The following is a 22586-nucleotide window of genomic DNA, read 5'->3' as shown; positions in this document are numbered from 1 at the left end:
AATTCACTTAACTAAATTTCTCCATCCACAATTTTTCCATCTACAGATATAGTAACTATTTGCCATGGTATCATTTTTCCACTATTTTGTAGAGCTGTCTTAACAGCATTTACTATACCACCACAGCAAGGAACTTCCATACGTGTTACTACTATATTTTTAATATCATTTTCTTTTAAAATCTCTGTAAGTTTTTCAGCATAGTCAACTTCATCAAGTTTAGGGCATCCAATTAATGTGACCTTATTTTTCATAAATTTATTATGAAAGTTTCCATATGCATATGCTGTACAGTCTCCTGCTATTAAAAGACTTGCATTCTTTAAATATGACGCATTAGCCGGTACTAATTTTATTTGTACTGGCCATTGATTAAGTTGAGAACCTTTTATCTCTACTACACCATTGTTTACAGCTGTACTATTTGAAACGTCTCTATCTATTGACTTAGATTGAGAGCCTGGACATCCACATGCTAAATTTTTCTTTTGTGCTTTCTTTGCTTCCATATTTGCTTTTACTGCAGCTTCGTCATATTCTGCTGCTTCTCTATACTCAAATGAAATTGCATTTGTTGGACAAGTTGGTAGACAATCACCTAAACCATCACAATAATCATCTCTTAAAAGTTTTGCTTTTCCATTTACCATTCCTATAGCTTCTTCATGACAAGCTTCAACACATAGTCCACAACCATTACACTTTCTCTCATCAATTTTAATTATTTTTCTCATCATTTATATCACCTCATAAATTTTTTTAATTTAAAATATTGATTTCTTATACATTTATTTTTAAGACTTACATCTTTTTATTTCAAATTTCTTATAGCAAGGTTTTTATATCTCCTTGCTTTTATAAACTTAGTATAGTACAATAAAAATAAATTATCGGTTGCATATGCAACAAGGAAGTGATTATTTGAAAAAAATTTTAGAAAAACATATAGACCTACTAAAAAAAATTCCTCTATTTGAAGGAATTAAAAGTGATGAACTTGAAGCAATGTTAGAATGTTTAGGTGTTGTAGATAAGATTTACCCAAAAGATAGTATAATATTCTCTGTTGGAAGCGAAGTTACTTCAATAGGAATTATGCTTAAAGGAAGTGCACACATAATAAAAGAAGATATCGAAGGTAATAGGAATATTGTAGCTGAACTCTTGCCTGGAGATTTATTTGGAGAGGTATTTGCATGTACTAGACTACATAAAAGCAATGTTACAGTGACCACAACATCTTCTTGTGAAGTTTTATTTATAAAGTTTAAAAGTGTAACTGGTATTTGTTCATCTACATGTATATTTCACAATAGACTTGTTGAAAACATACTACAATTAATAGCTGAAAAAAATATTTTGCTTCACAATAAAATAGAATTACTTTCTCGTAAAACGATTCGTGAGAAATTACTTATGTATTTTTCAAAACAGATAGAACAAACAGGTAGCCACGAATTTACAATTCCTTTTTCAAGAAATGAAATGGCTGATTTTTTGTGTGTTGACAGAAGTTCTATGTCAAGAGAACTTGGAAAGATGAGGGATGAAGGTCTGTTATCTTTTAATAAAAATAAGTTTGAAATCTTTTGTTTTCAAAAATGAACTAGACATTTAAATCTATTTGTTTCAATATATATTATATTAATTAATTTAAATTATCAATATAATATTTAAATCTATATTTTTACTCAAAAAGTTAATAGGTATCTAATTTATCAAAATTAAGATACCTATTAACTTTATTAATTAAGTGTACGATTAGCTTATTTTTTTTGTAGTAATTGATGTTTTATCTATAAGCCAATCTTTTCCTTCTACTAATCTTGCAACTAGCATTGATGTTACTGTATTTCCAGTTGTATTTAATATAGTATTAGGAATATCAGTTATAGTAGTTATAACTGTTAACAATGGAATTGCCTCCACTGGAAAACCGAAGATGCTAACCACGAGCATCTCACCAATAAGTCAGCCACCTGCTACAGGAGCCATAAATACTCCAACAACAAATACAGTTACAAATAATTGACCTATTGTTGCTGGATTTGCCATTCCACTACCTAAAATACCTGATAAAAATGCAACTTTTACTATTACTGCTAAAACTGACCCATCTTTATGTATATTTATTCCAAGAGGTATAACTGTTTCTGATATATCATCAGGCACCCCTATATTCTTACTAGCTTCTAAATTTGATGGTATACATGCTGAACTTGAAGAAGTAGCTAGTGCTGTTGCTATTGGTTTTATAGCATTTCTCCAGAATTGTCTAAACCCTTGTTTTCCCGCAGATAGAAAAGCATACAAACTGTAAAATAATAAAAAATATAGAGCTGCTGTTAGTGAATAAATTACAAATACTCTTACATATCCTTGAATTATTTTACTTCCAAGTTCTCCAATTATTGTAGCTGTATAACAGCCTAACCCTACAGGAGCATAAAACATGATTATACTTACTACTTTTAATATTGCTTCCGTTCCTTCTGATAAAAGCTTTCTTATTGTATTTCCCCTATCTCCCATCATAGCTATTGCTGTTCCAACTAAAACTGCAAATATAACTAATTGTAGTAAATTGCTACTGGAAAATAAATCTCCAAAATTTTTAACTATAATACTTGATACTACTTGGTCTAATAACGTTCCTTTTGATTCTAAAGTTTCTGCATCTTGAGCCACCATTAAACTTTTTACACTTGATACATCTAATCCTTTAGACGGATTAAATAATAATGCAGATGTAATACCTAAAACTGCAATTACAAGTGTTGTTCCCATAAATACTATGGCTGTACTCTTCATTATTTTTCCAAAGCGTTCCATATTTTTTATACTAGCAACACCTGAAGAAACACTAAGAAAAACTAATGGTACTACTATCATTAATAGAGCATTTATGAATAAGTCTCCAAATGGTTTTAGTATTGAAGCTTTTGGACCAAGTACTAATCCTACTATCGCCCCTATTATAGTACATGCTAAAAGTATAATTGATGACTTATAATTTTTTAAAAAGTCCCTCATCTATATTTTCCTTTCTAATGTTTTATATTATAAATTACCCCAAATCCTAAAAAAATTAAAGTAAATTATCTAATGCGCATTAATAATTTTTGTAATTCCCCCGACATCTACTTTAGCAAATACTGGAATATATGTCAATTTCTATAGTTTTTTTATATCTTTAATATTTTTTTAATAGTTCATATCTATATATAAATATTAATAAAATTCTACTTTTAAAACTTTTTTGTATATTAATTTTAATAAAACAAACAATATAAAAAAATATATATAATATTATTTAATTATTTTCAAATTTAATAATTTATACTTTAAGATAAAGTTTTAGTATACTCATTGTAACTCCTGTACTTTATAATTCCATCAAGTTACTTTTGTAAATACATATGATATTTTGTCAAATATTATTTTTTCATGCATTTGATATTTTGATATACTTTTAAAAAGAATTTTTAAATAGTTATATTTATAATTTCAAATTAAATAATAAATATAATAATAAAAAGATACTCCCATTAAATTTATTATCTAACTTATAAATTTAATTAGAGTATCTTACATATCTTCTAATACTTAATTTATAGACTTTTAACTAAATACTTCTTCTTTTCTAATGATATTTAAAAATTTTGCAGTTCTCTCATTCTTAGGATTACTAAATATTTCATCAGGAGTTCCTTCTTCAGCTATTACGCCATTATCCATAAATATAATTTTATCAGCAACTTCTTTTGCAAAATTTATTTCATGAGTTACGATAAGCATTGTTATGCCTTCTTTTGCAAGCGATTTTATAACGCTTAAAACTTCTCCAACAAGTTCTGGGTCAAGTGCAGATGTTGGCTCATCGAATAATATTACATTTGGATTTACTGCCATCGCTCTTGCTATACCTATCCTTTGTTGCTGTCCCCCAGACAATTTTGATGGATAAAAATCTTTCCTATCCAACATGCCTACTTTATCTATTAGTTTTAAAGATATTTCTCTAGCTTCTTGCTTACTCTTTTTATGTACTACTATCAATGCTTCCATTACATTTTCTAGAGCTGTTTTATTTTTAAATAAGTTATAATTTTGAAACACCATAGATGTATGTTTTCTTAAATTGACTATATCTTTTTTCGTTGCTTTTTCTACATCTACCTTTACATCCCCAATAATTATTTTTCCTCTTGTAGGTTCAACTAGATAATTTAAACATCTAAGTAATGTAGATTTACCTGTTCCAGATGGACCAAGTATAGCTACTACTTCACTTTGATTTATTTCTAGATTTATGCCTTTAAGAACATCTGTCCCTTTAAAACTTTTATGTAAATTTTCTACTTTTATCATTGTTATCCACCTTTTTAAATAAAGTATCTGTCGTCTTATGTTTATGATTTTTTCTCTATTTTTTAGTGCAATAGACTTTATTTTAGTTTCAATCACTTACAAGACCTCAGTAACTTATTTTAATTTATAAAGACTAATCTAAATACATTGCAATACACAGATAACTATAGATAAATTTAGTATACTTATCTATAGTTATCACAGTTTTATATTTTAATTTTAAAGTATTTATTTTTGTATATTAGCACTTACATCCATTCCAAACCATTTTTCAGATATTTTTTTCACTGTTCCATCTGCAAGCATTTCTTCTATTGCTTTGTTTACATCTTCTTTTATAGTTTTAGATTTTTCATCATTTTTCTTAAAGAAATATGCTATATTAGTAACTGATAATTTTTCATCTAATACCCTTACTTTCATATTAGCTTTTTTAGCGTCTCCCACAACAGTAAGCTCTGCATCAATCCATGCACTAACTCTTCCTAAATCTAAATCTTGAAGACCATTAGTTCCATCACCATAAACCTTTTCTTCAAATAAATTATCTTTATTAATACTAGATGCAACCTGTTGCCCTTGAGAACCTTCTGAAACTGCTATTACTTTTCCTTTTAAATCTTCAAGCTTATTAATTTCGTTGTTTCCATCTTTTACAGCTATACATACAGAGTCAGAACCATAAGGTATAGAAGCATCGTATTTTTCTAATCTTTCTTTAGACATTCCAAAGAAGTTGGCTGCTACATCAACTTTACCAGAATCTAACATCCCAAATATAGAACTAAAACCTGTTGGTTCCATTTTTATCTTATATCCACTTCTTTTACCAATCTCTTTCCACATGTCAACTTCAAAACCCTTATGCTCACCATTATCAACATAAGAATATGGGTCAGCTGAATTAGATGAAGCTACAGTTATAACTTTTTCATCCTTTACTTCCTCTTTTTTTGAACAACCAGTAACTATAAATGTTAATGATAAAACTGCCACTAAACATTTTATAATATTTCTTTTTATCATATCTCTTCTCCTCACACCATTTTTTATATAAAAATACTTTTATGTATTTTCTTAATAACTTAATAATTGCTTATTTTCTTTTCTAATTTTTTTTGCCCCCACCCTAAAGGAGTTATTATACACCAGTAAATTACCATAACTGCCCCATACACTTCAAAGAACTTAAAACTCAACGCTCCTTGTGATTTGGCAGCACCCATTATGTCATTTACTCCAACAACAAAAGCTACAGAAGACCCTTTAATTAAATCTATAAAATTATTGAATAATGATGGCAGTGCAACTCTTACAGCCTGTGGTATCACTATCCTTTTCATTGTTTGTAAATTTGTTAATCCCATTGCATATGCTGCTTCTATCTGACCTTTATCAATTGAAAGTATAGATGCCCTTATCGTTTCAGACATATAAGCACCCATATTTAAACTAAGTACTATAGATGTTGCAAATACCGGGTCCATATTTTTAACAAAATCACTCATATATGCCAACCCAAAATATAAAAAGAATAATTGTGGCATAAGAGGCGTCCCTCTAAAAATTGATACATATACTTTACATATTTGGTTTAATACTTTAACTTTGTAATAAGATGATAACGCTACTATTGTACCTATAATTAATGAAAATATTAATGAACTTATTGCCAAAATCACAGTTACATTGAATGATTTCATTATTATTGGAAATAAGTTTAAAAAATATTTCATACTAAAAATCATAAAATAAGTCCCCCTCACTTAATGTTGTTTTTTGTAAAATTTTGTCACATGTTAAATTATAATAGACTTTTCTTTATTTTTCCAATAGAAAAAAACTATTCTATTGATTGATTATATAGTCCTTTTTAATACTATATTTTTGATATTTAGATTAATCAATTCATTTTCTACAAAATTAAAAATTTATTTACAAAAGAGATAATATACCTATATATGCCCTTTTACATACTGATTTCTAATATGCCTTTCCTATTCTTTTTTCAACTTTACTTTGTATATTACTCAATACTACAGATACTCCCCAATAAATTAGTATTGTTACCATATATATCTCAAAGTACTTAAAACTTGAAGCAGCTTCTACTTGAGCTACTCCCATTAAATCCTGTATTCCTATAGTCAGACCTAAAGAAGAACCTTTAATTATATCTAGTATACAACTTACAATAGGAGGTACTGCAGATATGGCTGCTTGAGGTAAAATTATTTTAACCATTGACTGGTATTTACTTAATCCAAAAGCATAACACGCTTCTTGTTGTCCTTTATCAACACTCTCAATAGATGCTCGTATAATTTCTGCCATATATGCAGATGAATTTAAACCTAAACAAATTACTATTGCTAAGTAAGGAGAGCAATCTTTCATAAAAGAAAATACCATTGGAAATCCAAAGTAAAAGAAAAATATTTGAATTAAAAGTGGAGTTCCTCTAAAGAATGAAATGTATACTCTAGTTATGTATTTCAAAACTTTTGATTTTGTTTGTGTAAAAAATGCAAGTATTGCACCTAATAATATTGATATAAAAAATGCAACAATAGATATTAGTATTGTTACTCCCAATGCCTTAATTAAAAATGGAAATATACTTAGACAAAATTCAAAATTAAAATTACTCATTAGTAGGCTCCTTAGTAATATCCTTTCCTAACCAAGTTTCAGATATTTTAGTCAAAGTCCCATCTTTATGCATATCTTCAATTACTTTATTTATTTTTTTTGTCCATTCTTCACCTTTTTCATTTTTTTGAAGTGCAAAAGAGCAAGCGCCAAATTGAATTGGTGGTTCTACCATTTTAAGATTTAATTTTTGTTCTTTTATAGCTATTAAAGCCTCAACATCTTGTGCAACCACTGCATCTAATCTTCCCATTTCTAAATCTTGATAGTTTCCTTTAAGGGTTGCACTTGAGTAATTTACTATATTTATTTCATCATTTGGATACTTTTCTTTTAGTATTTCATTTGCTACTGCTCCAGTACCCACACCTACCTTCTTACCAACTAAATCATCTATGGATTTTATACTATTATCATCTTCTCTAACAATAATATTTGTTCCACTATAATTATAAGCATCTGAAAAAGTATATTTCTTCTCTCTTTCAGGTGTTGCAGTAAGTTGGGCAGATACTACATCTGCTTTATCAGCTTCTAATAATCCAAATAATCCACTAAAATCAGTTAATACCCATTCAACTTTACAATTAGTTCGTTTAGCAAATTCATCCCAAAAATCTACTTCAAACCCTTTAAGTTTATCTTTCTCTTTAAAAGCAAAAGGGAAATATGTTCCTGATGTTGCGATTCTTATAGTTTTTTGTTCTTCTTTATTTTTATTATTTCCTGACGAACATCCTGTAATTAAAAGTGCTGATGCTAAAACAAGCATAATAATTAACTTAAGTTTTTTCATAGTTTATTCTATCCTTTTCAATCTTATTTTAATTTTTTATATAATACATTTCCAACAGTTTGAATCACTTGTACCATTATAATTATTACAAATACAGTTCCATACATTATAGTATCATTAAACGTTTGATAACCATATATCAGATCAACTGAACCTAAACCTCCTGCTCCTATGCACCTGCCATAGCAGAACTCCCAAGTATTGATACTGTAGCAAGAGTTATACCATCCCAAATTTGCTTTTCTAACACTATAAACCAATTTTCTATTTATTATATTATACTTCGACTTTGAACAACATAATTTTAATATGTTTTATATTCTTTGTCCAATAGCAAAAAACTATCTGCAATAATTTTGTTATAGTTTCCAACTATATCCAAAAAGACTACATTAAATTCGTCATAATACAAATTTAATGTAGTTTTTTATAAAATTCATTTTACATATTATTATAATTTATACTTAATCTACTTACCTATTAAACCCTAATGCTCCTGTAGGACATACCATTACACAAGGCGAATCCATACCACACTTATTTCTTTCAATACAACCATTACACTTATTTGCCTTACCATCCTTTCCATAAATCAACGCTCCATATTCACAAGCTTTTTCACAAAGTTTACATCCTATACAGCTTTGATTATCTAATACAACGAAATCATCTTCTTTTTTAAAGCAATCTTTAGGACATACGTCTAAACATTTTGGCTCATCACAATGAATACATGATAATGAAAAATATTCTACATTTCCACCTTTTTCTACTGTAAATACATGTCTAAAAAGTTCGCCATTATCTATATTATTATCATTTTGGTCTATACAGGCAAGTAAACATGCTCCACATGCTGTACATAACTCTTTATTAAATTTAAATAAGCTTTTCATTATATCCTCCATTTATCTATTCACCTTTTCAATCTTGCACTTACAACTTCTATATGCAGGGAATCCGCTATAAGGGTCAAAATTATCACAGACAATACTATTTATATCAGCTTCTCTGTATCCATGATACATATGTATATTCTTGTATAAGACTCTATCAGTAACATTTACTTTTACATTTAAACTTCCTATCTTAGTAGTTATTTTTATATAATCTCCACTGATAACATCTAATTCTTTTGCATCTAAACTAGAAATGTCACAACTAGCTTCATTTTTTAATATTCTTGAAAGTTTTATATCATGAAGTCTTGAATGAAGTGCATTTGGAATTCTTGCTCCTGATGTCAATAAATGAGTATAATCATCATCTATATCATCATTAAACCCTCTATATGTTGGTAGCGCATCCAATCCAAAACTTTTATACTTTTCAATAATTGTAGATTTCAATTCAAACTTAGAAGTACTAGTATCATATCCATCTCTTGTATATGAACCCACCATGTATGGCTTAAAATCTTTGCATTTCAATGGCAAATCGCTTTTTTTAAGTTTATCTACATCTACACATGTATTTTTAAACATATGTCTTATACTTGCTTCATAACCTGCTTTTAATAAATCATCATCTATATCCATAACATTTGCTAAATCTGAAAGTATTTCTACATCTGATTTTGAATCGTATAATTTATCAATAACTTTTTTGGTATATGTAATATATCCACCTGGATAACTCTTACATTCTTCTCTCTCAAAGGATGTACATGCAGGTAAAAGTATATCTGCATGTTTTGATGCATCTGTCATAAATAAATCTATATTTACAAAAAAATCTACAGTATCCAATGCTTTGAAGAGTCTACTAGAATTAGGAAACATTCTAGCATTTATTCCATGACAAAACAAAGCTCTTATTTCATATGGTGTCTTTTCTTCTATTTGCCTAGGTAAATCCATAGCTTGAAATTGAGTCACCATCTCATTCCACAGAGGGAATCTTTCTCCACCAATTCTTTCATTTATATTTTCAGGTAGAACTTCTTTTACAAACTCTTTTTCTAGTGATTGAAATCCTCCTAACTTACCAACAAAGTAATCTTGTTTTGGTATATTGCCACCTATTCTGTCATAGTTACCTGTTATAGCAGATAAAGACATTATTGCTCTATAGTTTTGGAATCCATTTTGATGATGAACTATTGGAGCTGCACTTTCATTTATACAAAACGGACCTTGTGACAACATATCTACTGCCTTTACTATGTCATCCTTAGAAACTCCTGTAATCTTACTTACAATATCTAAATCAAATGATTTTACATATTCTTTATATTCATTAAATCCATATACGTGTTTTTCTATGTATTCTTTATCTATTAAATCTCTTTGTATAAATAGATTTGCCATACCAAGAGCTAAAGCCCCGTCAGTCCCAGGTTTAACTCTCAAATGAAGGTCTGCTACTTTTTGAGTTGTTGGCGTTATTCTAGGGTCTACAATTATAAACTTTAGACCTTTTTCTTTTAATTTTGTTAGATTTACACTATTTAAAAATTTAGAGTAATATGGATTAAATCCCCACCCTAAATAAGTCTTTGCATTTTCCATATCTTGCATTGTAAAATTTCTTCCAGTAGCAACATTTCCAGCCATCTGTGCTGATGTTGAACATGAACTAGATTCTGTACCATAGTTAGGAGAACCAAATGAAGATGCAAACCTTTGTAAAAACGGTCTATACCATTTTCCATAACCTGTAAAAAACGCTACATGTTTTGCACCATATTCGCTTTTTATTTTATTTAATCTCTCCCCTATTTCACTATAAGCTTCTTCCCATGATATTGACTTAAACTTACCTTCACCTCTTTTACCAATTCTCTTTAATGGTGTCTTTATTCTATCTTCTCTATAGATATACTCTCTATTACAAAGACCTTTCGTACATAACAACCCCTTATTCATTGGATGTTCTTTTGTCCCTTCTATTTTTATTATTTTACCATCTTTAACATATGCATCAATTCCACAGTGTACCCCTGGAGAACAAATATCACACAAAGTTCTCTTTATTTCTATACCAGTTTCTTCACATGGTATTTTAGCTTTAAGCAAATTACGACTATTCATATCGACACTCTCCTTTCCTAATAATAAATATAATTATTAAACTTATTATACATTCTTTTTATTCAAATATCATATTTTAAATCCTACATATTATAATATTTAAGAATATTTTAATAATAAAACTTTATATTGCTAATATCTATTTAGATAATTATTTTTCATTCATAGTTTATAAGATAATACGACAAAAATCTAATAGTAAATTGTTATTTACATATATCTTATGATAGATAAAAACTATTTATATATACTTTAACTTAAGCTACAGATTTAGAGTGTAAATTAAATGCATTTAGATTATAATATATACAGTGAGGTAAGGTGAATAAAATGAAAATAGATATGATATATAAATTAATAAAAAGAAATACAGAGCCATCAAGGTGGTCAAGAGGTGTAAAATACTATAATAATAAGCTGGTTGATTATATAGACATAGATATTGATGACTTACAAAATAATCTTTTGACATTTCGTGGTGGTGTCAATTCTGAAGATAATTATAGCTTTTATTTTAGTTCAATAACTATAGATATAAGACACTTTAAGATAATTGAAAATGATTGTAGCTGTGCTGATTGTCAATCAAATGGTGTAAATCAAAGAATTTTCATATGTAAACATATAGTTGCTATTGTTATAAAAAGCTTAAGACAAATAAAAAGTAAAAAAGATGTTCCTCCTATTTTAATAGACATATTAGGTGATAATAAGGATAAAATTTCTAATACTAATTCTAAAACCAACTTAGATTTAAGTAAGCAACTGCTTTCTTTTTTAGATAATACTAAAAGAGAAAGAGTCAATTTAGATGTATTAATAAATGTTGATTCAAATAAAGCAATTGCCGAATTTAAAATTGGAATTGATAAAATGTACATTTTAAAAAACATCACTGAATTTGCATATTCAAAACTTAATGGATATGAATTAGATTTTGGAAAAAAATTTACTTACAACCCCAACATTCATTATTTTGCCGATGAAGATGAGAAATTAGTAGATATTATAGAAGAGTATGGTACAAATCTTTCATACAACTTTTCTTCATCATATTCAAAGAAATTTATGGAGATAAATGCAAGTTCTTTAAAACAGTTTTTAAATGCTATTAAATACAAAGACTTTACGCTTATTTTTTCTAAAAAAGAATACCATCCAAAAATATTAAATGATACTTTGCCAGTAAAATTTAATTTAAAAAATATAGAAGATAAAATAGTCTTATCTTCTCAAGATTCACTACCTGTTCCACTTACTAGAAAAAATGATGTACTTTTATATGATGATAATATCTACTTACTATCACATAAAAAAGCTCATGATTATTCAAAAATCTATCAAGTACTATCAAAATCTAAAGAATTGAAATTTGATAAAGAAGATTCTAAAGATGTTTTAGGATTATTAGTTCCTAGGTTAAAATCAATAGCTCAAGAAGTTTATTTGGACGACAACATAAAAAATAATATAACAAAAGATTTTAAAGCTGAGTTCTATTTTGATATGATTGATGACAATATATATTGTGATGTAAAGTATATATATAACAATGAAGGGAAAAAATTCATACTTCCCAATACAAAAAAAGAAAATAAAATTGAAAATAAAATAACTTCTTCGCAATTTGTAAAAGAAAATAATAGTTATGTATTTAAAGGAAGTGATTATGACCTATTTACATTTTTAGATTCACAATTAGAATCTTTAAAAGAATTTGGAGATATATATTATTCTGAAAAGTTTAAATTGAAAAAGATATATAATTCTTCATCAATTCAAGCTTCAATTAATCAAACTAATCAAAATTATCTAGAATTTAATTTTAATATATCTGATATAAATCCAAAAGAGTACAAAGCTATTTTAAAAGCTCTTCAAGAAAAACGTACTTTTTATAAGCTTAAAGATGGAAACTTTATAGATTTATCAGAAAAAGAAACAAAAGATTTTTTTGAATTAGTTGAAAATCTAGATATAATTGGTAAGTCAAAAAATAACAAGATTCATAATAATAAAGCTCTATATATAAATGATATGATAAAAGGTAAAAAATTAAAGTTTATAGATGGCAAAAAAGAATTAGATAGTATTTGTGAAAAATTTAGAAGTTTTGATAGTATAAATTTAGATATTCCAAACAATTTAAAAGCAGACCTTCGTGACTACCAAATAAATGGTTTTAATTGGTTTAAAGTTTTAGATTATTATAAATTTGGTGGTATATTAGCTGATGAAATGGGTCTTGGTAAAACAATACAGACTATTGCATTTTTATTATCATTATCCAATAAAAAAAGCCTTATTGTTACACCCACATCGCTTATTTATAATTGGAAAAATGAATTGGAAAAATTTGCTCCAGATATAAAAGTTTTATTGATACATGGAAGTAAAAGAGATAGAGAAAAATATCTTATGGAGTTAGAAAATTTTGATGTAATACTTACAACATATGGAACTCTTAGAAATGATTTGGAGAAATATAATGAAATAAAGTTTGATTATTGTATCATAGATGAAGCTCAGAATATTAAAAATCCAGTAGCTTTAGTAACGGAGTCTGTAAAAAATATAAATGCAGAAAATAAATTTGCACTTACTGGTACACCTATAGAAAATAATCTGCTAGAATTATGGTCTATATTCGATTTTATAATGCCTGGTTATTTATATACTAAAGCAAAGTTTCAAGAGTTATTCATAAATAAAGAAGATAATGTTGAAAATTTGAAAAAACTAATAAAACCTTTTATTCTTAGAAGAAGCAAAAAACAAGTGATGAAAGAACTTCCAGATAAAATTGAGAAAAATTTTTTTGTCGAGTTAAATAAAGAACAGAAAAAAATATATAGTGTATATGCAAAAGATATACAAGAGAAAATAAAAGATAAAAATCTAAAGAAAGATAAAATAGTTATCTTTTCTTACTTAACAAAGCTAAGACAACTTTGTTTAGACCCAAGTATAGTAGTAAAAGATTACAGTAAAAAAAGTTCAAAAATTGAAACGTGTCTAGAAATACTTAGGGATGGTATAAATGAAAACCACAAGATATTACTGTTTTCACAATTTACCTCTGTACTTAAAAACATAAGTAAACAACTTGATAAATACAAAATTGAATATCATTATATTGATGGTAAAACTAATGCTAAAGAAAGGCTTGAACTTGTAGATACATTTAATAAAAGTATGGATAAAAAAGTTTTTTTAATATCTCTAAAAGCAGGTGGAACTGGTTTAAACCTTACATCTGCTGATATGGTAATTCACTTTGACCCGTGGTGGAACCCATCAGTAGAAAATCAAGCTAGTGATAGAGCTCATAGATTTGGTCAGAAAAATTCAGTACAAGTTATAAAATTAATTGCTAAAGGAACTATAGAAGAAAAAATAATAAAATTACAGGAAAGTAAAAAAGAACTTATAAATCAGTTTATAAATGGAGAACTTTCTAATGAAGGTGTATTGAAAAGTTTGTCTGATGATGAGATAATAGATTTATTTAATTAAAGTATTTAATCTTATAGCTTATCTATATAAATTTATTCTAAAATTTATATAGATAAGCTACATTTTATGTAAATCCTAAAACTTTAAATAATAGTATTACTAAATTATTCTTTTAAAAATTTCTTTGCTACAGCTGAAAAATCTAATCCATTTGATAAGATAGCTGGATGACCACCTTTATCAAACAAGTGCATTTTACCATTTTTAATTTTTTTAAGAAGTGATGAAAAAGTATTTTCAAAAAAATCAGGAAATACTAAAGATACAAACTCATCTTCTCTACTTCCTGTTAAAAGTACATCTGGTTGCATAGTTTCTAGAGGTTTATGAAAGAATTTACCTATAGTTTTATAGTGTTCAAAAATAGCTTCTGTATCATTATCCACAACTTTCTCCCAGTTTTCTCCGTGATTATAAATATAAAAAGCTTTTGCATTAGCATCTTGTTTTGATTCTTCACGCTCTGTCTTCACATTTTTTACAAATGGTTCTAGAGGAACTTCCCCTTCAAAGCTATCTGCTATTACTTTATTAACTAAGTCAGGTCTTTCAAGGGCAACATTTAATGCTACAAGAGCTCCTCCACTACTTCCAATTATATTTACTTTTTTATAATTCATTTTTTCTAAAAAGCATATAACTTGCATAGCCTCATCAAACCATAAATCTGCAGAGAATTTATCCACTATTTGAGATTGACCATGACCTACAAAATCTATTAATATTACTTTATATTCGTCTTTATAAAAATCAACTACTTCATTAAACATCTTAGAAGAAGCAGTATTACCATGTAAAAAAAGTAATGGTGTACCATCTCCTATTTCATTATAGTAGCATTTTTTGTCATTATAAGTAAAATATGCCATATGTTCCCTACTCCAATCTTTTTATAAATATATATTTATAACTTATATTCATAGTGAATATTGTTATAAACCTTTAAGATCATTATAGCTTAAAGCTTTTTCAAAATCAATAACTCTTTTTGTAACTTTATGACTTACTTTTTTAAGTTTTGTAACATAATAATTTTAAAAAATACAAAATTAATTTATTTTGTTAAATTTAATTCACAATCTTAACTTCAACTACCTCATATCTCTCTTTACCTTAACCATTTTTTTCTTTATAGGTATTTCCTTATATTTTTTTAATATTAAATCTCCTTTATAATTTAATATATCTACATATGAACACAAATCTTGAACTTCTATTACGCCTATATCATCATTAGTAATTTCTTTTAGGTTACTAAATGCTCCAACTATATCCAAAACTCTTATTTTCTTCTTTTTCCCAGCATTTAAATATAATCTTACAACTTCATCTTCTAAATTTAGTTTAGCATCTTCGTATTTTTGACAACTTTTACTGACTTTCTTTCTTTTTAAAGCTTCTCTTAAAAGTTTTTTTGAATATTCTTCAAACAACCTTTTACCTGATATAATTCTACTTTTCTCTATTGTAGGTATTTCATATATTTTATATCCTATATATTCTTCTATACCCTCTATATATTTTTCATCCCATACATCTACTATAGTAATAGCCTTTCCACTACTTCCTTTTCTTCCAGTTCTCCCAATTCTATGTATGTAATTTTCCTTATCATAAGGTACATCATAGTTTACAACTAAAGAAATATCATCAATATGTATTCCTCTAGATGCTACATCACTGCTAACTAACACATTAAATTTTAAATCTTTAAAGTCTTTAATTACAAATATTCTTTTTTCTTGTGATAAATCAGCATGTAACTGCCTTACTAAAAAACCATCTTTACTCATTCTATTATATAATCTAGATACTTTTTCTCTAGTATTACAAAAAATTATTACACTCTTTGGATTTTCACTGTATATTAACTCTTTTAAAATTATATACTTATCTCTTTCATTTACTTTTATTATTCTATCATCTATTTGCTTTACTTTCTCATTATTTTCATTTATATTTATAATGTTATAATTTGGTATATATTTTTCACATATATACTTTATCTCTTCGCTCATTGTAGCTGAAAAGAGTCCTATTGTTTTCTCTTTAGGCAAACTCGATAATATTTCTTCCATTTGTTCAACAAAACCTCTATTAAACATTTTATCAGCTTCGTCTATCACTAAATATCTTATATTGTCCAAATTAATAGTGCCTTTATTTATATGGTCAATTATTCTACCTGGAGTAGCTACAACAATATGAACCCTTTGCTTTAATTGTGCTATTTGTTCTTTTATAGGTTGTTTACCAAAGATAGCGCTACATCTCACCTTCTTTAATCTCCCTATTCCTGATATCTCATCTTTTACCTGTAGAGCTAATTCTCTTGTTGGAACTACTATAAGTGCCTGAATATTATTGTACTCCACATCTATGATCTCACATACAGGGATTGCAAAGCTTGCTGTTTTCCCACTCCCTGTTTTTGACTTCACTGCTATGTTTTGACCATTTAACAAATTTGGAATAACCTCTATTTGTACTCTAGAAGGTATATTATATTCTAAATTCTTCAATGACTTAAGTATCTTATCATTTAAATTAAAACTTTCAAATGTATACTTCATTTCTTACCACCTTGTTATATTTATTTTATCTCTTATATTTTTCTACATTATATTATTATAATACAAGATTTCAATATTTTTATATTATTTATTATACTAAACATAAAAATAGATATTATATAAATATACAGTTTCGTGCAAAAATGATTAAATTTTTGAATTTAAATACCCCCTTAAATATACTGATAAATCAACATTTTAAGGGAGCATTTCTTTTATCTAACTAAACTAATATATCTTTTGAAATTTTAAAATTATACTAATATACTGTGTTTTAGTTTGTATCTAAAATAAAAAGGTATTAATCAACACCTAAATCACCATAATCTCACATATCTATATCTTTATTCAATATACCTTCTGTAATCAATCGTGCTATATAATCATAACCTGCTTCATTTGCTTTGTTACAATCATTTACATTATCACAGAAAAAACTTTCAATCTGTATTGCAACCGGATTTGTATTTCTCAATATATATAAATTTTCTCTTTTTTTAGCTCCTCTATTTTCAAATAATTCTCCAAGTCTATTAGATACTCTTTTAGCATATTCTAACCCTTCATTACCATAATAAAGAACTTCTGTACCAAATTTTGTTCCACCACCTTTATTTAAATGTAGCTCTACTAATAAATCGTATTTGCCACTATTTACTTTTGGAACTCTATAGAAAAATTCTTCTCTTTCTGACATAAAGTGTCTTTCTGGACAAATTATTACATCTACTGTATTACCTTGACTTATAAGCATCTCAGCTAACATAGGAGCTAATTTTTTGTTATAATTGTATTCATCAACTATACCACTTACACCTGTACTTTTACCACCTTTTAGTATACTATGACCTACTGTTATGCATATTTTCATTTACTTTTTTCACCTTCTTTTAAGCCAATTTTTATATAATAGTAATATAATTTTAAAGTTATTACTAATAATAATATATTAATTTGAGAAGGCAAAAGTTCTCCGTGATTATCATTTTTTTAACATATTTGTCTTATTTTATCATAAATCTACATTTTTTAAATATTATAATGTTCTTATTATTTATAATTATTTAATTAATCATTTATATATACAATACATATATCAATATCTAGTTTCATTTAATCAAATACTAGTTTAATAATCTTAAGTTTTAGATTTAAATAACTAATAATATAATAAAAGTGATGTATTTATAAATAATTCACCTGGATTTAATTTATTTATTGATGTATGTTCAATTTTTATATTTATGTTTTTCATATCTCCATAGACAATTCCAACTGGTGAACAAATGAAACAGGAAAATCCAAAAGTTTTCATTAGCTTTTTTACTTTATTATCACTAAAACTTGTTTGCTTTTTATAATCGCTTATATTTTCGTTATTATTTTGTACGTCATTGCTATAATCTTTATATTTCTGAATATTATTAAGCTTATTTACTATTTTAAACTTACTCCGATTTTTACAACTATAGTCTATTTCAACCTCTACACTCCCAAAAACTATCAAGTCGCATAGTTTCAAATCATTTCCTTTGTTTATAGGATTTTTCATAGGTTTAACATCAAGTATTTTACTATTTATATTTACTTTTAATATATCCTTTAAATTTTTAGGCATCTTTAAAGTATTACTTATATTCAATTGCTTAAATACACTTTTATTTACATTAGTATAAACTCTATTGCTTTCTATTGATATCCTTGTTGGGAATTTATCTAGATTACACTTGTAGTAATAGTATATATTAGCATTATTCTTTATAACTCTATATGCTGAATTTGGCAAAACTACACTTTTAAAAGATATTATTTTATTACAACTTGCATCTATTCTCCCTATGTAAAAACCTTGTTGTGGGTCTAAACCACGCTTTATAATACCATTAACTTTTACAGTATTATTTATAAACTCTATATATTTAGAAATATAATCTTTAAAAAATATATTTCCAGTTTTGTACCTACTCGTATTTTTAACAATAACAGTATAGGTCAAAATATCAAATACAGATGCACACTTTTTATCAACATATTTTTCTACTTTTAAAATGCTTCCATTTACATCATTTGAAAATACATCATTAAAAGTAGTTCTTGTTATTCTCATTGCATCCACCTTTCTATAACTTAAAAATTACTCTATTTTAAAATTATTATCATAACTTATAATTGCAGTCACACTAATAAATAAATTATTATCATCTAAAATAGATGATGTCATGTCCTGTATAAGATACTTTAAATTAATTTTATCTTTATTTTCTATTTTTCTAGGCATTTGTATAAATGTACTAAAGGGTATTTTTAATTTAAGTATATTTTTTTTATTAGAATTTCGATTTTTCTTATTCCCTACATAATTTAGTATTACATCAGTATCTATATCTCCAACTAAAATCAACTTCTTTCCTGTCATTTGTTCATCTTCTAAGGATACACTTTTCATTGTATCAATCAGACTCATATTATGAACATTTACACTACAAACAGATGCTTCCAATGAATTTATTACATATTTCTTAGAAATCAACTTAAAATTTTTATATGTGTTAAATTGAGATGAATAAAAAGTATTCTCTAGTCTTTCACATCTTTCAAAATTATATATTACCTTATTATTTTCATACATAATTACATCAATCTCCCTATACCTATATATTAATACTATTCATAAAAACTATCCTAAATTACCCATTTTTGATTATTCAGCATCTAGTTGTTATCTATTTTTAAGGTATAGTAATTTTTTATGCATACCTTTTAATAGTAAAAGAAAAAGATTTAGAACAAGCAAGTGGAATTGTAAATGTAATAGGTGCACTTTCAATCAGTCTGTTTGCTAAAAAAATGAAAATGAATACATTATATCGCTGGTTAATGCTAATTAGCTTTTTGATGATACAAATGTCTATTTCTATATCATCTTCAATGCTAAAACTAAGATATTATCCATCTTTATTGACCTTATATCCTTGATACTCTATCACCAGTTCCATGATAGGATACAATTGGACTTCCTGCACAATTTAGCATATCTAAATTTCTGAAAATAGTTCGCTTAAATACATCAAATCTATCTGCCAGTTCTTGAACTGTGATTTTATCAATATTGGTAAGAATGCAAAGTAATCCAAGTAATCGTTGGACTCTCATAAATACCTCCTTAAAAAATTTAAAGCTTATTTATACTAAAAAACTATAAATAATAGTGACCATATTAATTATCCAGATTAATATGGTCACTATTTTAATACAAACTAAATAAATATCATATTATTTTTTACTTAAAATCTAAACCCTCTTTATTTCCATTAAACCTACTATTCTGGTTTATATACTATTTTATTATTGTCATCATATATTACCAGAGAATTTGCTTTTATAACTTCGTCCTTATACTTAACATCCTTTTGAGAGAAATTGGCTACTACCTTTAAATCTTCTCCATATTCAGTCATTTGAACTAATCTATCCTCAGAAATAAATTTAAAGTCTGTCATCTCCCTTTTAATAGCCTTTTTATTAAATTCTGACCATATTTTATTATGAGAAATTATTTCATCTTTGTGTTTTTCCCATTCAGTTCTATCTATATAATACATAGGTGGTGTATTATACAATACTTCTCTCATCATTCTACTTCCAACTTCATCCTTAATTTTGAAAGTTCCCCATAACCACTGATGAGAAGATACAACAGAATCATTATAAACTAATCTAAATAAGGGTAGAGAGTAAGCTGGGTCTATAAATATTTTTTTATATTTTTCTTTTACAGGTATCTGCTTTGAAAATACTTCTGGTACTCCTCCTGTTGGAGAATAGTATTTACCAACATAATATTCGCTTTCTTTATTCTTACTCATATCTTTATCTACCCAAGCAAATGCTGGTGTCTCAAGCCCATGTGCAAATGCTATGGTACTACTTGAAAAATCATTTCCACCTTCTGAACCTATAACCATACTTGCATTATCTCTTATATATGACAGTCTCTCAAGTCTAGCCTTTAAATCCTGTGCTTGAGTTGTTATATGATTTGAAGAATAGTCATCATAGATTTCACCTGTAGCATCACAATCTATAAACCAAGAATTAAACTCATATCCTTCATCCAATATACTTTGTACTCTCTCTTTCACACTTGGTAAAGACAATGTAGGATTTAATTTTCTTCCTTCTCCTTGGAATCCAGTTTCTTTTTCACCTTTTTTATTTTCTATAGTAGCATTTTCATATAGAGATTTATCCTTAAATGACGCCGTACTCCATTTTTCTTCCCCTGGCTTGTGTATAGAATGATATGAATCATATGGTCCTACGAGATAACCCAAATCATTAGCTCTCTTAACCATCTCTAAAGATATATAACCTTCCTCCATATCATCAAATCCTATCCACGCATTTTTAATTCCAGATTTATTAATATCATTAATTACATCAATTGTATTATACTTTGCCCATGTAGCAACATCATTTACATTATCACCCAATTTTGATTTTAATAACTTCTTATTAAACTCTATAAGTTCTACTCTACTTAATTTAGATATACCTTTTTGTAATACTTTTTTTATATCTTTATCCTTGCTGTCAAAAACTTTATCATTATAAAAAGTATTCATCTGCATAACTTCATTAAATGCTTGTACTATTTGATTCCTTTGATATTTATCTATATAATCTTGAGTTTCTATCTGATTAATCACTTCTATAAATTCACTATCATCAGATTTCCTACTTAAAAGTTCTTTCATCCAATCAATCAAATTATCTGGTAAGTTTTCTTTTAGTTTATTCCATTTAATATCATTTATTGTGATTATAGATTTATCTCCAAAATAAATCTGTGGTGCTCCATAAAGTTTTTCGATGTTTTTATTTCCCTTAGATTTTTCTTCTAATGTTTTAAACTCTCCCTTACCAACTATATAGTTTTTATAAGTTTTTGCTACATCTGTAATATTTTTATTAGTCAAATATACTTTAAACCCATACTCTTTATTTTTATTGATACTCGGATATTCATGTTTAAATGTAAAATTAATCTTATCTTTAGAACTAAATTCAATTTCATTGTTGAATTCATTTTCAATAATATAGAGCACAGAATATTTTGCTTTATTCACTGCAAAGAATTGCATTGAAAAAGATTCTATAACATTATAAGTGGACTCATTTAAATGTTCTTTCCAATACTTATCATTACTTGGTATAAACTTACCTTCATAAAGTGGTAGTACATAACTTTCACCTTCGACCTTAGGCCAATTAAAACTAGCTTCTTTTTCTGAATTAGATTTAATGTTTACATCTAAATAATTGTCCTCTTTTTTTATATTTATGTCTATGTTTTCATCAGGATATGTCCATGATACTTCTGTTTTTGTCTTTTTGAAATTTGATACCTTCCTTTCTTTTGATGGTTCAGATATCTTTTCTTTTGAACCATCAGATTCAACTGATACCTCAAAGGTTTCAGGTTTCACTTCAAAACTAAAATCCAAATTTTTAACATTGTACATGGATGATTTGCTATTATCTACCTCACCACTACTACATCCAGTAATAATAGTTACAACAACCATGCAACTTATAAATATCGAGACTATTTTTTTCATAAAAGCCACCTCCTCGATAAATATA

The 22586-nt window shown here is 26.8% G+C and carries 18 protein-coding genes and 1 pseudogene; 2 read left to right on the top strand and 17 right to left on the bottom strand.

Going from position 1 to position 22586, the window contains the following annotated elements; all coding sequences use genetic code 11:
* Positions 1-11 precede the first annotated feature (11 nt).
* Entirely contained in the window at positions 12-737 is a 726-nt protein-coding gene (locus tag IR152_RS01630) for a 4Fe-4S binding protein (protein WP_227450091.1), read from the bottom strand.
* A 163-nt stretch (positions 738-900) separates the two neighbouring features.
* On the opposite strand from IR152_RS01630, the gene IR152_RS01625 reads away from it, so the two are divergent.
* Positions 901-1605, top strand: a complete 705-nt coding sequence (locus tag IR152_RS01625; protein ID WP_227450090.1) for a Crp/Fnr family transcriptional regulator — start codon at positions 901-903, stop codon at positions 1603-1605.
* 156 nt (positions 1606-1761) lie between these two features.
* Here the strand turns inward: IR152_RS01625 and IR152_RS01620 are convergent.
* The 9 genes and pseudogenes from IR152_RS01620 to IR152_RS01580 all read right to left on the bottom strand — a co-directional run bounded on the left by IR152_RS01620 (position 1762) and on the right by IR152_RS01580 (position 10851).
* Positions 1762-3033: pseudogene (locus IR152_RS01620) on the bottom strand (dicarboxylate/amino acid:cation symporter).
* Positions 3034-3621: 588 nt separating this feature from the next.
* Positions 3622-4371 carry an amino acid ABC transporter ATP-binding protein gene (locus IR152_RS01615; RefSeq protein WP_227450089.1) on the bottom strand — a complete coding sequence of 250 codons (750 nt, stop codon included), beginning with the start codon at positions 4369-4371 and terminating at the stop codon, positions 3622-3624.
* A 228-nt stretch (positions 4372-4599) separates the two neighbouring features.
* Entirely contained in the window at positions 4600-5397 is a 798-nt protein-coding gene (locus IR152_RS01610; protein WP_227450088.1) for an amino acid ABC transporter substrate-binding protein, read from the bottom strand.
* Between the two features lie 59 nt (positions 5398-5456).
* Positions 5457-6119 carry an amino acid ABC transporter permease gene (locus tag IR152_RS01605; protein ID WP_227450087.1) on the bottom strand — a complete coding sequence of 221 codons (663 nt, stop codon included), beginning with the start codon at positions 6117-6119 and terminating at the stop codon, positions 5457-5459.
* A 235-nt stretch (positions 6120-6354) separates the two neighbouring features.
* A complete protein-coding gene (locus IR152_RS01600) occupies positions 6355-7023 on the bottom strand; it encodes an amino acid ABC transporter permease (RefSeq protein ID WP_227450086.1) in 669 nt (222 codons plus the stop codon).
* Positions 7016-7819, bottom strand: a complete 804-nt coding sequence (locus IR152_RS01595; protein ID WP_227450085.1) for a transporter substrate-binding domain-containing protein — start codon at positions 7817-7819, stop codon at positions 7016-7018. The genes IR152_RS01600 and IR152_RS01595 overlap by 8 nt, the downstream gene beginning before the upstream one ends.
* 23 nt (positions 7820-7842) lie before the next feature.
* Positions 7843-8052 carry a hypothetical protein gene (locus IR152_RS01590; protein WP_413927458.1) on the bottom strand — a complete coding sequence of 70 codons (210 nt, stop codon included), beginning with the start codon at positions 8050-8052 and terminating at the stop codon, positions 7843-7845.
* 240 nt (positions 8053-8292) lie between these two features.
* A complete protein-coding gene (locus IR152_RS01585) occupies positions 8293-8715 on the bottom strand; it encodes a 4Fe-4S dicluster domain-containing protein (protein ID WP_227450084.1) in 423 nt (140 codons plus the stop codon).
* Between the two features lie 12 nt (positions 8716-8727).
* Positions 8728-10851 carry a molybdopterin-dependent oxidoreductase gene (locus IR152_RS01580; protein ID WP_227450083.1) on the bottom strand — a complete coding sequence of 708 codons (2124 nt, stop codon included), beginning with the start codon at positions 10849-10851 and terminating at the stop codon, positions 8728-8730.
* Between the two features lie 330 nt (positions 10852-11181).
* Between IR152_RS01580 and IR152_RS01575 the strand changes: the two genes are divergently transcribed.
* Positions 11182-14367 (top strand): DEAD/DEAH box helicase, encoded by a 3186-nt coding sequence (locus IR152_RS01575; RefSeq protein WP_227450082.1) that lies wholly within the window; start codon positions 11182-11184, stop codon positions 14365-14367.
* A 104-nt stretch (positions 14368-14471) separates the two neighbouring features.
* Here IR152_RS01575 and IR152_RS01570 read toward each other — a convergent pair whose 3' ends face one another.
* The 7 genes from IR152_RS01570 to IR152_RS01540 all read right to left on the bottom strand — a co-directional run bounded on the left by IR152_RS01570 (position 14472) and on the right by IR152_RS01540 (position 22561).
* The gene (locus tag IR152_RS01570) at positions 14472-15236 is read right to left on the bottom strand and encodes an alpha/beta fold hydrolase (RefSeq protein WP_227450081.1); all 765 of its coding nucleotides are present in this window, start codon (positions 15234-15236) and stop codon (positions 14472-14474) included.
* A 222-nt stretch (positions 15237-15458) separates the two neighbouring features.
* Entirely contained in the window at positions 15459-16940 is a 1482-nt protein-coding gene (locus tag IR152_RS01565) for a DEAD/DEAH box helicase (RefSeq protein WP_227450080.1), read from the bottom strand.
* 328 nt (positions 16941-17268) lie between these two features.
* On the bottom strand, positions 17269-17811 hold the full coding sequence (locus tag IR152_RS01560) for an N-acetylmuramoyl-L-alanine amidase (protein WP_227450079.1): 543 nt from the start codon (positions 17809-17811) through the stop codon (positions 17269-17271).
* Positions 17812-18099: 288 nt separating this feature from the next.
* Positions 18100-19047 carry a hypothetical protein gene (locus IR152_RS01555; RefSeq protein WP_227450078.1) on the bottom strand — a complete coding sequence of 316 codons (948 nt, stop codon included), beginning with the start codon at positions 19045-19047 and terminating at the stop codon, positions 18100-18102.
* Between the two features lie 27 nt (positions 19048-19074).
* Positions 19075-19569 (bottom strand): hypothetical protein, encoded by a 495-nt coding sequence (locus IR152_RS01550; RefSeq protein ID WP_227450077.1) that lies wholly within the window; start codon positions 19567-19569, stop codon positions 19075-19077.
* A gap of 335 nt (positions 19570-19904) precedes the next feature.
* Complete coding sequence (locus IR152_RS01545; RefSeq protein ID WP_227450076.1) at positions 19905-20093, bottom strand: HTH domain-containing protein; 189 nt, start codon at positions 20091-20093, stop codon at positions 19905-19907.
* A gap of 167 nt (positions 20094-20260) precedes the next feature.
* Positions 20261-22561: a glycoside hydrolase gene (locus IR152_RS01540; RefSeq protein ID WP_227450075.1), complete on the bottom strand. Its 2301-nt coding sequence runs from the start codon at positions 22559-22561 to the stop codon at positions 20261-20263.
* Positions 22562-22586: the final 25 nt, after the last annotated feature.

Source organism: Clostridioides sp. ES-S-0108-01, assembly GCF_020662285.1.
Classification (GTDB): Bacteria; Bacillota; Clostridia; order Peptostreptococcales; family Peptostreptococcaceae; genus Clostridioides.
This window is presented reverse-complemented; position numbering and strand designations above follow the sequence as displayed.

Excerpts from the sequence above, each read along its gene's own strand:
- IR152_RS01630 (WP_227450091.1), bottom strand. The coding sequence starts at position 737 with ATGATGAGAAAAATAATTAAAATTGATGAGAGAAAGTGTAATGGTTGT.
- IR152_RS01625 (WP_227450090.1), top strand. The coding sequence starts at position 901 with ATGCAACAAGGAAGTGATTATTTGAAAAAAATTTTAGAAAAACATATA.
- IR152_RS01615 (WP_227450089.1), bottom strand. The coding sequence starts at position 4,371 with ATGATAAAAGTAGAAAATTTACATAAAAGTTTTAAAGGGACAGATGTT.
- IR152_RS01610 (WP_227450088.1), bottom strand. The coding sequence starts at position 5,397 with ATGATAAAAAGAAATATTATAAAATGTTTAGTGGCAGTTTTATCATTA.
- IR152_RS01605 (WP_227450087.1), bottom strand. The coding sequence starts at position 6,119 with ATGATTTTTAGTATGAAATATTTTTTAAACTTATTTCCAATAATAATG.
- IR152_RS01600 (WP_227450086.1), bottom strand. The coding sequence starts at position 7,023 with ATGAGTAATTTTAATTTTGAATTTTGTCTAAGTATATTTCCATTTTTA.
- IR152_RS01595 (WP_227450085.1), bottom strand. The coding sequence starts at position 7,819 with ATGAAAAAACTTAAGTTAATTATTATGCTTGTTTTAGCATCAGCACTT.
- IR152_RS01585 (WP_227450084.1), bottom strand. The coding sequence starts at position 8,715 with ATGAAAAGCTTATTTAAATTTAATAAAGAGTTATGTACAGCATGTGGA.
- IR152_RS01580 (WP_227450083.1), bottom strand. The coding sequence starts at position 10,851 with ATGAATAGTCGTAATTTGCTTAAAGCTAAAATACCATGTGAAGAAACT.
- IR152_RS01575 (WP_227450082.1), top strand. The coding sequence starts at position 11,182 with ATGAAAATAGATATGATATATAAATTAATAAAAAGAAATACAGAGCCA.
- IR152_RS01570 (WP_227450081.1), bottom strand. The coding sequence starts at position 15,236 with ATGGCATATTTTACTTATAATGACAAAAAATGCTACTATAATGAAATA.
- IR152_RS01565 (WP_227450080.1), bottom strand. The coding sequence starts at position 16,940 with ATGAAGTATACATTTGAAAGTTTTAATTTAAATGATAAGATACTTAAG.
- IR152_RS01560 (WP_227450079.1), bottom strand. The coding sequence starts at position 17,811 with ATGAAAATATGCATAACAGTAGGTCATAGTATACTAAAAGGTGGTAAA.
- IR152_RS01555 (WP_227450078.1), bottom strand. The coding sequence starts at position 19,047 with ATGAGAATAACAAGAACTACTTTTAATGATGTATTTTCAAATGATGTA.
- IR152_RS01550 (WP_227450077.1), bottom strand. The coding sequence starts at position 19,569 with ATGTATGAAAATAATAAGGTAATATATAATTTTGAAAGATGTGAAAGA.
- IR152_RS01545 (WP_227450076.1), bottom strand. The coding sequence starts at position 20,093 with ATGAGAGTCCAACGATTACTTGGATTACTTTGCATTCTTACCAATATT.
- IR152_RS01540 (WP_227450075.1), bottom strand. The coding sequence starts at position 22,561 with ATGAAAAAAATAGTCTCGATATTTATAAGTTGCATGGTTGTTGTAACT.